The organism is Pseudoalteromonas sp. OANN1 (genome assembly GCF_024124685.1).
Classification (GTDB): Bacteria; Pseudomonadota; Gammaproteobacteria; order Enterobacterales; family Alteromonadaceae; genus Pseudoalteromonas; species Pseudoalteromonas piscicida.
On record NZ_JAMXSE010000003.1, the window covers coordinates 306,693 to 318,567 of the forward strand.

The 11,875-nt window shown below is 44.3% G+C and carries 10 protein-coding genes; 8 read left to right on the forward strand and 2 right to left on the reverse strand.

The annotated features are described in order from the left end of the window. The first annotated feature begins 8 nt into the window (after nt 1-8). The 3 genes from argS to NH462_RS04770 all read left to right on the forward strand — a co-directional run bounded on the left by argS (nt 9) and on the right by NH462_RS04770 (nt 3,230). Nucleotides 9-1,751: an arginine--tRNA ligase gene (gene argS / locus NH462_RS04760; RefSeq protein ID WP_253104446.1), complete on the forward strand. Its 1,743-nt coding sequence runs from the start codon at nt 9-11 to the stop codon at nt 1,749-1,751. Between the two features lie 68 nt (nt 1,752-1,819). Next, a complete protein-coding gene (gene pdxH / locus NH462_RS04765; protein ID WP_198285544.1) occupies nt 1,820-2,461 on the forward strand; it encodes a pyridoxamine 5'-phosphate oxidase in 642 nt (213 codons plus the stop codon). Continuing rightward, a complete protein-coding gene (locus NH462_RS04770) occupies nt 2,427-3,230 on the forward strand; it encodes a TatD family hydrolase (protein WP_253104449.1) in 804 nt (267 codons plus the stop codon). The genes pdxH and NH462_RS04770 overlap by 35 nt, the downstream gene beginning before the upstream one ends. A 616-nt stretch (nt 3,231-3,846) precedes the next feature. On the opposite strand, the gene NH462_RS04775 is transcribed toward NH462_RS04770, so the two are convergent. Both NH462_RS04775 and NH462_RS04780 read right to left on the reverse strand, forming a co-directional pair. Continuing rightward, complete coding sequence (locus NH462_RS04775) at nt 3,847-4,575, reverse strand: thioesterase domain-containing protein (RefSeq protein WP_010379161.1); 729 nt, start codon at nt 4,573-4,575, stop codon at nt 3,847-3,849. A gap of 69 nt (nt 4,576-4,644) precedes the next feature. Further along, a complete protein-coding gene (locus tag NH462_RS04780; protein WP_253104453.1) occupies nt 4,645-5,301 on the reverse strand; it encodes an AhpA/YtjB family protein in 657 nt (218 codons plus the stop codon). Between the two features lie 95 nt (nt 5,302-5,396). Here NH462_RS04780 and serB point away from each other — a divergent pair, with 95 nt between their 5' ends. The 5 genes from serB to NH462_RS04805 form a co-directional block, all read left to right on the forward strand. Continuing rightward, complete coding sequence (gene serB, locus NH462_RS04785; RefSeq protein ID WP_253104455.1) at nt 5,397-6,410, forward strand: phosphoserine phosphatase SerB; 1,014 nt, start codon at nt 5,397-5,399, stop codon at nt 6,408-6,410. A 182-nt stretch (nt 6,411-6,592) separates the two neighbouring features. After that, nucleotides 6,593-6,850 (forward strand): helix-turn-helix transcriptional regulator, encoded by a 258-nt coding sequence (locus NH462_RS04790; protein WP_119231831.1) that lies wholly within the window; start codon nt 6,593-6,595, stop codon nt 6,848-6,850. After that, the gene (locus NH462_RS04795) at nt 6,850-7,260 is read left to right on the forward strand and encodes a hypothetical protein (RefSeq protein WP_253104457.1); all 411 of its coding nucleotides are present in this window, start codon (nt 6,850-6,852) and stop codon (nt 7,258-7,260) included. Before NH462_RS04790 ends, NH462_RS04795 begins: the two co-directional genes overlap by 1 nt. Nucleotides 7,261-7,278: 18 nt before the next feature. Further along, complete coding sequence (locus NH462_RS04800; RefSeq protein WP_253104460.1) at nt 7,279-7,899, forward strand: hypothetical protein; 621 nt, start codon at nt 7,279-7,281, stop codon at nt 7,897-7,899. Nucleotides 7,900-10,224: 2,325 nt separating this feature from the next. Continuing rightward, the coding region (locus tag NH462_RS04805) for a contractile injection system protein, VgrG/Pvc8 family (protein WP_253104463.1) at nt 10,225-11,875 on the forward strand (1,651 nt) is incomplete at its 3' end.

Genomic DNA, 11,875 nt, shown 5'->3' on the forward strand with positions numbered 1-11,875 from the left:
GAAAACAGATGAACATCAAAAGTATTTTAATTGAAAAAGCCAATGCAGCGATGCAAGCGGCTGGTATCCCTGAAGGTACAAACCCAGCGGTAACACAAAGCACGCGTCCTCAGTTTGGTGATTACCAAATTAACGGTGCGATGGGGGCTGCTAAAGCACTAAAAACTAACCCAAGAGAGCTGGCGCAGAAGATCATCGACAACCTAGACGTTGCTGATCTTGCAGAAAAAACAGAAATCGCAGGCCCAGGTTTTATTAATATTCACCTCAAGCCTGAGTTTTTAGCCACAAGCCTAGAGGCGGCAAATACTGATGCCAAGCTAGGTGTTGCTGAACATGCTACGCCTCACAAAGTTGTGGTCGATTTTTCTTCGCCAAACCTTGCTAAAGAGATGCACGTAGGTCACCTGCGCTCAACTATTATTGGTGATGCCGTTGTGCGTGCCCTTGAGTTCCGTGGTGACACTGTTATTCGCCAAAACCACATGGGCGACTGGGGTACCCAGTTTGGTATGTTGATAGCACACCTTGAAGATTTGCTAAACCAAGGTGTTGACCTTGAAAATGTCGCACTTGCGGATCTTGAAAGCTTTTATCGTGATGCGAAAAAGCGCTTTGATGACGAAGCCGGTTTTGCCGATAAAGCCCGTGATTACGTAGTCAAACTTCAAAGCGGTGATGCGCATTGTAAGAAGCTATGGCAAATGTTTATCGACACCTCAGTTAAACATTCTGAAGAAGTATACGGCAAGCTAAACGTGACGCTTACGCGTGATAATATCATGGCAGAAAGTGCCTACAACGACCGTCTTGCCGGTGTAATTGAGCTATTAAAAGAGAAAGGCATTGCGGTTGAAGATCAGGGCGCTCAAGTCGTATTCCTTGACGAATTGGCAAATAAAGACGGTGAACCTTCCGTATTTATCGTGCAAAAATCAGGTGGTGGTTTCTTATATTCAACGACGGATTTAGCCGCCTGTGATTACCGCTCAAATGAGCTAGATGTTGACCGTATTCTAATTTTTGTTGATGCGCGTCAGGGCTTACACTTCAACCAAGTTGAGATCACAGCACGTAAAGCGGGTCTTTTAAAAGACAAAACCAGCTACGAGCCGAGCCTGTTCGGTACAATGATGGGTAACGACGGCAAACCGTTTAAAACTCGAACTGGCGGCACGGTGAAGCTATCAGACTTACTTGACGAAGCAGTGAGCCGTGCGACAGAAAAACTTGCTGACAGAGCTTCTGACCTATCTGATGAAGCTCGCCAAGAAATCGCGCGTAAAGTGGGTATTGGTGCAGTGAAGTACGCCGATCTGTCAAAGCACAGAACCAGCGATTATATCTTTAACTGGGATACGATGCTGAGCTTTGAAGGGGCGACAGCGCCATATTTGCAGTACGCCTATACCCGTGTTCGTAGTATTTTCCGCAAGGCAAACATGGATAGCGCTAGCCTAACTGGTCGTATTCAAATTCAAGCACCACAGGAAAAGGCACTTGCGCTTAAACTGCTGCAACTGGAAGAAGTGCTTGATCTGATGATCAGCGAAGCAACGCCACACGTATTATGTAGTTATTTATATGAGCTCGCGAGCTTGTATATGACATTCTATGAAGCGTGCCCAATTTTGAAAGATGATGTAGCTGCAGACGTCCGTGAAAGTCGTCTAGTGCTATGTAATCTGGTTGCTAACTCACTGAAAACCGGCCTAGATTTGCTTGGTATCGAAGTGATGGAGCAAATGTAAGTTAGTTTTAACTTGCATTAAGGTATACTAGAAGCCGCTTTATAGCGGCTTTTTTTGTTAAGGATATTGTGATGAAACTTGAAGACATTCGCAGAGAATATACCAAAGACGGTTTACGTCGTGAAATGCTAAAAGACACACCCGTTGAGCAGTTTGAAACCTGGCTACAGCAGGCGATTGATGCCAAGTTTACCGACCCAACAGCGATGGTCGTCGCTACGGTTGATGAGCACGGTCAGCCGTCTCAACGCATTGTTTTACTCAAGCATGTAGACGAGCACGGGTTTGTCTTCTTTACCAATACCGGTTCACGCAAAGCGCAAGAATTAAAGCAAAACAACAAGATATGCTTACACTTCCCGTGGCATGAAATTGAGCGTCAGGTTATCGTGTACGGTGAAGCTGTTCCATTACCAACTAGTCGCGTTGCCAAGTACTTCTTATCAAGACCAAAAGAAAGTCAGCTTGCAGCGTGGGCATCTCAGCAATCGCGCCCAGTGTCATCTCGTCAAGCGTTGATGCAAACCTTTAGTAGCATGAAAGACAAGTTCGCTAAAGGCGAAATCCCACTACCTGATTTTTGGGGTGGTTATTGTGTTGAGCCCACTAAAGTTGAGTTTTGGCAAGGTGGAGAGCACCGCCTTCATGATCGCTTTATGTATGTGAAGCAAGCCGATGGCAGTTGGGAAATTGAGCGGCTCAACCCATAAATTCGCCTTTATAGATAGTCACTGTCATCTCGATTTTGACGAGTTGGCAGATGACTTAGCTATGCATATCAAAACTGCCCACGGCGCTGGTGTTGAGCGCTTTGTGGTGCCTGGCGTTACCCTTAAGCAGTCTCTTGAGCTTGTTGAGTTTCAAGCACATCATCCAGAATGTGAAATCGCCGCGGGGTTACACCCTTATTTTATTGGCGAACATTGCGACGACGATATGGCTGCGTTGGTCGAGCATGTAATGCACAATCGTACCCAACTGTGTGCGATAGGAGAGTGTGGCATCGATACAACCTGCGATGCGCTTGAGCGGCAAATTGCACTGTTTGAAGCGCATATCGCACTGAGTAATCAGGTAAAGCTTCCGCTAATCGTCCATCACCGTAAAAGCCATCACCTAATTGCCGCCGCGTTTAAACGTGTTAAACCAGAGTATGGCGGGGTGATCCATGCTTTTTCAGGTTCAAAACAGCAGGCTGAATATTATATTGCTCAGGGTTTTAAACTCGGAGTAGGTGGCACAATCACCTATCCAAGAGGCGAAAAAACAGCGCAGGCAATATCACAGCTGCCGCTTGAAAGCCTAGTGTTGGAAACTGATGCGCCGTCGATGCCGTTACATGGTTATCAGGGGAAGCCGAATTCCCCTAAGCGAGTCGTCCAAGTATTTGACAGACTTTGTGAATATCGAAGCGAAACACCGAGCGAGCTTGCCGCAGCGCTTTATCGAAATACCACGCAGTTGTTTGGCTTAGGTTAAATTGATGATGTCGAGATAAATCTCGACCTACGCGTCAATATTACAAATGGGATATAAAACTATACTTACCAGAAATAAATAACCCATGTAGGAGCCGGTTCACCCAGCGATCTTGATGCTTTTACCGCGATATAAAACCATACCTACCAGCAATAGAAAAGTAGGTGTAGGAGCCAGTTCACCCGGCGATCTTGATGCTTTTACCGCGATATAAAACCATACCTATCAGCAATAGATAACCCGTGTAGGAGCCGGTTCACCCGGCGATCTTTACGCTTTTACCACGATATAAAACCATACCTATCAGCAATAGATAACCCGTGTAGGAGCCGGTTCACCCGGCGATCTTGATGCTTTTACTACGATATAAAACCATACCTACCAGCAATAGAAAAACAAGTGTAGGAGTCGGTTCACCCGGCGATCTTTACGCAGTTACCGCGATATAAAACCATACTTACCAGCAATAGAAAAACAGGTGTAGGAGCCGGTTCACCCTGCGATCTTTACGCAGTTACCGCGATATAAAATCATACTTACCAACAATAGAAAAGCAGGTGTAGGAGCCGGTTCACCCGGCGATCTTTATGCTTTTCCGGCATAATACCAACACTACTTAAGCCAATTGTTGATTAATAATGGAGATCATCTCATCAGCGTATTGGTGAATAAAAAAGTGCCCACCGGCAAATTCGGTAATCTGGTATGGCTGTGTCGTTAGCTCTTGCCACGCAATAACATGTTCATTCAAGATCTCATCATCAACGCCATGGAAAACATGGATGGGGATGGGTAATGCACACTGTTCTGCTACATAGGTATCTGCTATTTTAAAGTCAGCTCGGAGCAACGGGAGTAATAGCTCCATAAGCTCTTTATTTTCAAGAACTTCTTTTGGCGTACCATTTAAGTCACGAAGCTCAGCAATAAATTCATCGTGTGGTAAGCCATGTAAATGAGACTTAGTTGAGGTGCAATGTGGTGCACGACTCGCAGAAGCAAATATTTTACGTGGAGTAGGCAAGCCTGCGTCTAACAATTGAAAAGCAAGCTCATATGAAATGCGACTACCAAGACTATGTCCAAAAAACGCGAAAGGCTTACTGGTCATATAGTCTTTGTGTACCATGAGTTCAGAGATAATATCCGGCATGTTGTCTATTGCTGGCTCTACCAGTCGAGCCCCTCTCCCTGGAAGCTGCACAAAAACGAGCTCAACAAATTCACTTGTTTTATCGATCCAAGGCGTAAATATAGCTGGTGAACCGCCAGCATAAGGAAAGCAAAATAACCGCAACTCAGCGTTTGGATTGGGTTTTGGGGTAATAAAAAGTTTACTATTCATATCCTTTGTTGTTCGATTTTATTTTAGGTTAACTATTATGTTATCAACTTTATTACAGTGCTAACAGCTTTACCCCTGCTCTAATTCTTCTGCCTGTTTTTCAGGCGCTGGTAGCATTTTTACTTTCTTGCGAATTTTGCGTTTTACTTCCCAGCGTTTTAATGCTCGACCTATTTGCCATGTGAATACCATTGTAATCACCAGCATCAGTAAAACGACTCGTCCAAGTTCGTGGAAATGAGAGTGGCTTTGTGACATAGCAGCTTCCGTCAGATAGACCATATTGACGAACCCAAGAGGCTGTCCCATCGGCGTATATACTGGTTCAGAAATAATGCTTTTGGTTTTACTGAGCCCAGGTAAGGTTTGAGGTAGCTGCTGATAATCCATGGGTGAGGAATTACCGTCGTTACCAACAACAAAGCGTCCTTGATAATCATAAATTGCGACTTGAAGCACAAAGTCATCGCTAGCGAGGTGATTTGCCAGTGCGCTGAGCCTTGGCGTATCACTGCGAGAGAGGGGCAATGCCACATTTTTTGCGAGCTGCTTGGTGAGACTTCTTGCGGTAAGGTCTGCGCCATTATGGAGCAAACGATGAGATTCAAAACTGGTATTAAACGCAAGCCAAGTCACCATAATTAAACACGTCGCGGCGATGCACAGGCGAAATAATCTACGCCCTCTGGTCGAGTTTAACACTTCTAATACATGTAAATTTTTCATATTTATCGCATATTGCCCGCTTTTGCTAAGGTCCAGTGCTGACAGCTTAGCGCAATCATGTTAAAAATCGGCTTAACGCTATCAAGGAGCAACTTATGTCGTCAATCATTCAATTCGCTAATCGTGAACTAAACACACCAATTCAGGAACATATGGCGCTGGATCATTGGTATAGTTGCCAAAGTAACACAAGCCTCACACAAGTAAATCAATTACCTGAGCTGACGACCCAATCAATATGCTTTTTTGGCCCAAATATACAATTGCAACACCTTCTGGAAGTCGCGAAATTTCTTCGAACATTTGCTATCGAGCAAACTTATTTTACGGCATATCAACCTCATGAACAGCTCCCAGTTGCATTGGGTATGCGTTTTAACGCATCGCAACTGCCGAGCAAGGCTGAAGTAAGAGATTTTGCAAAAAGCATTAATGCGCAGGGTGCGATTATAACGCAAGCACCTACTTTAGAAGAACCGGGGCTACTTGTGATGGATATGGACTCCACCGCAATTCAAATTGAATGTATTGACGAAATTGCTCGATTGGCCGATCGATATGAAGAAGTGGCTTCTGTCACCGCACAGGCAATGGCCGGGGCACTCTCTTTTTCTGAAAGTCTACACCGCCGCGTTGCGTCACTCTCTGGCGTACCGTTATCACAAATTCAATCATTAAAAGAAAACTTACCGCTAATGCCCGGTATAGAGCTGTTGTGTCAGGCGCTCAAGCAGCATCACTGGCACCTTGCCATCGCCTCGGGTGGCTTTACATGGTTTGCAGAATCATTGATAGAGCCACTCCAGCTAGACGCTGTATTTGCCAATACCCTAGAGGTGGAAAACGCGCACCTCACCGGCAAAGTGCTAGGAGATATCGTAGATGCCGACAAAAAGGCGGAAGTGCTAGGTCAACTTGCAACCCAGTATGCGATCCCAATGACTCAAACCGTTGCCATTGGTGATGGCGCAAATGACTTAGTGATGATGGCAAACGCCCAGCTAGGTGTGGCAATCCATGGTAAGCCAAAAGTGGTAGAAAGTGCCGACGCGGCTATTTGTGAAGGATCTTTGTTACAACTGTTATATTTGCTAGGTGTGCCGAAATAATATACGCTTTGTTACTTAACGAAAAACATAGCTCAAAAATGTTGCGCTTTTGTTTCTTTTTGTTACTATTTCCCGTTAATGGGTTCGGAGTTGGCGGAGAAGCAAAGCGTGTAAAGTAAGACTCGTTTACTGCTTCTTTAACATTCGTATAGTAACGATATTATGTTAAGGATATAACTGCGTTGTTTTTCTTTAAAAATAGCATTTCAGGGGATGACCTTCGCGCACTTAGAAAACGAAAGGGAGTCACCATGCAACAAATGGCAGATAAAATTGGTGTGTCTCTCAGGACGATAGAAAATTGGGAAACCGGTGTCGGACAACCAAGGATCAATCAGTTTTTAGAGATATGTATTTATTGTTCGGTTGATATCAAAGGGCTTATCACTCAAATTAAACAGAGTGAGAAAGAGCAAGAAGATATAAAAAATAGAGATTAATGATGAAGAATTTGATGTCGGAATTTATCGCTCGTTTTTTAAGTATTGATTCAAAAAAAGATAATAAGGCCCTCCAAGGTTTGCTGCTTAATATGGACGCAAAACAAGTTTCTGGAGGAAGCGGCTCTGAAAACGGCGAGCGCCCTAGAAAAGAAGTTATAGTCATTAACCAGCTGATAGAACAGCAAGACGCAGATAGACTAGATGATGCACTAGTTAATCTCGTTAGAGGAGGGAGTGGCACTTATAATGGTGATGAGCCTAGAGGGGCTAATACTGACTCTAGCGTTAAGCCACAAACAGAAGTTGTTTTGACTAATCTTCAAGCCAAGATTGTTAATGGAGGTGGTAGTGGTACGGAAAATGGTGACAAGCCTAGGGAAGCCAATAACGATTCAGGTAACGGTTAGGTAAAATTAGGTTAAGGTATGAAATATTTATTAGCGCTGCTTTTTATTCCATTTAGCATATTTTATTTTAACTCTGGTTTAGATCAAGTTGTAATGCTTGCTGCGATTGCAGTTATAGGTGCCGTTTACTATTCAGATGTTAATATTCGCCATATATGCTTTGTGTTGTTTTTTACACGTATTGTTGGTTTTTCAATATTATATTTTAACCTTTTTGCTCTGGGCGATGACTCTCTACAACTCTGGAAAAATAACCGTATATACATGATACACCTTTTTATTGATGTAACTTCATTTCTACTAATAGCTTTCCGCCCAATGCTCTCTCGAAACTGGTTAGCTAACAGAGGCAAAGAAACAAAAGAGGTCTTAATGACTAACGCTGATATGGCATTAATGACAGTATTTTTATTATTTATTGGTGTTGACTTTTTAGCATTCGCAGAAAACTTGATTCGAAACCTAGACTATTTAGGAGTTAATCAAGAGTTTGCCAAGCAGTTTTGGGGTTGGGATTGGGTGTTTTATAATTACTCTTCAATGAAGAGTATTTTGTTAGGTCTTGAGTTAGCGGCTGTCTTATCAATTACAACTAAAGTGGCGAGACAAAACTTTTCTAGAAAAAAAGCTGCTGCTTAGTGGCGTATGCTTAAAATAGTCAGGCTTTAAAACTTCAAATTGAAGCCTGACTTATTTCTTTTTACTACTAGTTCTAGTCGTTATCTACGCGACAATTCTTAAGTCGATACGAGCCAAGGAGGGATGCTTGATATGTCCTCCTGACGGATTTCGACGTCCATCCATAGACTACGACGACCTTTTCTTTTGCCCAAAGAATCGTTGCGCAAAAGAAAAGGCACTTCTTCTTCACCTGAAAAGCATACTTCTCGGCGGGTGAACCGCCTCCCACAAAACTATTTGTACTGTGGACTAGGAGGCTACGCTGATAAGCTTTTGCAATGCTTTAAAGCAGCTTAATCGCTAAAATCGTAGACGATCTCACAAGCAACGTATTCCCCCTCCATCACACCCGAAAAGCATCAGTCGATATGCAATGTGCCGACAGGATGTCGGCCAAGTCTTGTCTGGCACAGGGACGTGCCTTACAAGACGGTTGCACTATATCGGCTTAGGGTTTGAGGATTGAGTGTGATGCTGGGGCGACGTTTTCTTGGTTCGTTCTTTTTCGTCGTTTAAAAAGAATGAACGAGAAGCGCATGGATGCGCTTTGATACGAGCCATGGAGGGTGAGGTTAATATGTCCTCCTGACGGGTTTCGACGCCCATCCATGGGCTACGACTATCTTTTCTTTGCTTGCCCAAAGAGAAGGTAGCAAAAGAAAAGGCACTCCCAACATCACACTGACTCCTCAAGTAAATTACCAATATGAACGTCACCGCGGTGTAAGGGCCATCCTTGGCCCTGTCACCGCTTTTCACGCATCCATGCGTTGAAATGACTCATTGGCAATTTACTTTCGGGTGTGATGAGGGAGACACAAGGCGCTGATAAATTATTGTGGTGCTTGCAAGCAACTATGTTTCTGATAGCTTTGTGGACAGCTAACAGACAACTTATTCCCCCTCCATCACACCCGAAAAGCATAAGTCGATATGCAATGTGCCGACAGGATGTCGGCCAAGTCTTGTCAGGCACAGGGACGTGCCTTACAAGACTATCGGCTTAGGGTTTGAGGATTGAGTGTGATGCTGGGGCGACGTTTTCTTGGTTCGTTCTTTTTCGTCGTTTAAAAAGAATGAACGAGAAGCGCATGGATGCGCTTTGATACGAGCCATGGAGGGTAAGGCTAATATGTCCTCCTGACAGGTTTCGACGTCCATCCATGGGCTACGACTACCTTTTCTTTGATGCCCAAAGAATCGTTGCGCAAAAGAAAGGGCACTCCCTCATCACCCGAAAAACATAACAGCTCGGCGGGTAACCGCGTCCTACAACACTATTTGAACTGTGAATTAGGAAGCATTCTGCGATGATAGTTTTTGCAATGCTTTAAAGCAGCTTAATCGCTAAAATCGTAGACGATCTCACAAGCAACGTATTCCCCCTCCATCACACCCGAAAAGCATAAGCTGATATGCAATGTGCCGACAGGATGTCGGCCAAGTCTTGTCTGGTACAGGGACGTGCCTTACAAGACGGTTGCGATACCAATTGTATTAGGTAAATGAGCAATTTGAAGCGGAGAAATAGCTTTAGTAGCTAGGCAAAAATTTTGCTCTTTAGTTGTTCTAAATGAGAAATTTTTAACGACGCTAATATGGTATTTCACCCTTCAAATTGATTGGAGACTTAGTGCAATTGGTATTATATATCGGCTTAGGATTTGAGGATTAAGTGTGATGCTGGGGCGACGTTTTCTTGGTTCGTTCTTTTTCGTCGTTTAAAAAGAATGAACGAGAAGCGCATGGATGCGCTTTGATACGAGCCATGGAGGGTGAGGTTAATATGTCCTCCTGACGGATTTCGACGCCCATCCATGGACTACGACTTACTTTTCTTTGATGCCCAAAGAATCGTTGCGCAAAAGAAAGGGCACTCCCAACATCACACTGACTCCTCAAGTAAATTACCAATATGAACGTCACCGCGGTGTAAGGGCCATCCTTGGCCCTGTCACCGCTTTTCACGCATCCATGCGTTGAAATGACTCATTGGCAATTTACTTTCGGGTGTGATGAGGGAGACACAATGCGCTGATAAGTTCTTTTGGTGCTTGTAAGCGACTTAGCTGCTTCAGGAGATAAAATCAGAATTAACAATCAGCGCTACTTTCCCCCCTCCATCACACCCGATAAGCATTCGAATGCTGAATAAAAAAATGAGTTAAAAATGCTTGCCTTTTATGTAACAATAGCGCGCAAATAAAAACCAATCGCAGCACACTAGGAAGTAGTACCGCGTATTGGTGGAACAGCTTTAACCAACAACAGTGGACATAAAAAATGCAAACAAGGATTGTGGTGTATGGTACTAACCATCCTGTACATGTCGTCGATTTTGAACTCACGACCTGTATCAATAGCGGCTTTTTACTCAAAGCGAACCTAGAATCCCAATTTGACCTGGCTGATGAATTACTCGTCGGCAATATGCTCACGTTTGAAATTGAGTCACCAGATGCAATATCAACGTATTTCACTGGGACTTTATTTGATATCCAATCTGGTTTTGTGTCTGAGCACACCTGTGGTGCAGAGGTGATTTTAAAGCCTCGCCTTGAGTTACTTAAGCAAACAGAAAAAAGCCAAATCTTTGTACAAGCCAATGTTCAGTCTGTCCTCAATAAGCTGATACAAAAAGCCGGCTATTCACAAGACCGGATAAAATGGCGAGTCACTAAAGATTTACCCACGCTACCGCAGTGCGTACAAGCGCTAGAAAACGACTACACCTTTTTCACCCGACTCTTAGCAAAGTACGGCTTAATTTATTGGTTTGAATGCCATGATTTTATTGAGTCGATAGTGATTGCCGAGGGGAATCTTGCAAGCCCCTATATTGAGCGAGGCTTGCTGTCGGTAACGGATAAAGATGGTCTGGTTCACGAACATGAAACCGGCTTTGTTGGGTTTACGCAGTGCCAAAGCCGCCATCGTTTTAAAATGGGTGGCTCACAAGTGCACATGAATGCCCATCCGCCAACCTCGGTCAGCTCGGCGCAGCGCAGCTATTTTGAGCCTGCTGCACAAAATCCCGCTGAGCAATTTGAGCGTACCGGCAATCTCGAGCTTGCCTATCAACAAGGTAAAAATGAAGTCACGCTGGTAGGAAACGTAGCCGAAGCCAATGCCGGTTATTCGTTTTCGTTAAATGGTAAATTGGGCACAGCGAAAGGTGGCGATTATACCTGTATTCGCAGTAAACAGGTGTATAAGCAAGGCAGTGCCAATGACCCTAAGCAAGTTGCGTATCATAGCGAGTCGGTTTGTGTACCACGGGGTGAGCCAATACGTATCGCGCTCCCAGAGCATAGCCCAAAACCGATGGTGTTTACCGCTACAGTGCGCTCGCTGTCAGGGTCAAAGGCCAACCCTCATCTAGATACCCAAGGGCAATATGCCACGCAAGTACATTTTGATAGTCAGGTGACCGAGTCGGTAAAGCGCCTCACACAATATGCCTGTCGCGGTCAAAAGCAACCGACAGGGTTACACTTTCCACTGCTGCCAGACAGTAATGTGCTCATCGGTTGTATGAACAACGACCCAGACCAAAGTTACTTGTTAGGGTTTGCCCTTAACGACACCCAACCATCCGTTGTTACTAGCGCCAATAACACCCAAAACGTATTGTGCTCTCGCGGCCAAAACCTATTGATGTTTGATGACACCCCAAATACCCCGCATATTGTGTTGCAAACCCTAGCAGGCAACCAGTACTTGGTGTTACATGGGGATAAAAAGCAGCCTTATATCCACTGGCTTGCGCAACTTGGTGCGATGAATATTTTTGCAGCCAAAGACATCCAACTTGGCAGTGTTAAAAGCGCAATTCGACTACTCACCAATAAAACCTTTATTGCCAGCGCCAAACAACAACTGGCACTGGAGAGTAAAAAGTCGGTGATTATTGATGCAGCAACCAACCTAGACG

Excerpts from the sequence above, each read along its gene's own strand:
- NH462_RS04780 (WP_253104453.1), bottom strand. The coding sequence starts at position 5,301 with ATGAAAAATTTACATGTATTAGAAGTGTTAAACTCGACCAGAGGGCGT.
- NH462_RS04770 (WP_253104449.1), top strand. The coding sequence starts at position 2,427 with ATGGCAGTTGGGAAATTGAGCGGCTCAACCCATAAATTCGCCTTTATA.
- NH462_RS04800 (WP_253104460.1), top strand. The coding sequence starts at position 7,279 with ATGAAATATTTATTAGCGCTGCTTTTTATTCCATTTAGCATATTTTAT.
- NH462_RS04775 (WP_010379161.1), bottom strand. The coding sequence starts at position 4,575 with ATGAATAGTAAACTTTTTATTACCCCAAAACCCAATCCAAACGCTGAG.
- argS (WP_253104446.1), top strand. The coding sequence starts at position 9 with ATGAACATCAAAAGTATTTTAATTGAAAAAGCCAATGCAGCGATGCAA.
- NH462_RS04795 (WP_253104457.1), top strand. The coding sequence starts at position 6,850 with ATGATGAAGAATTTGATGTCGGAATTTATCGCTCGTTTTTTAAGTATT.
- serB (WP_253104455.1), top strand. The coding sequence starts at position 5,397 with ATGTCGTCAATCATTCAATTCGCTAATCGTGAACTAAACACACCAATT.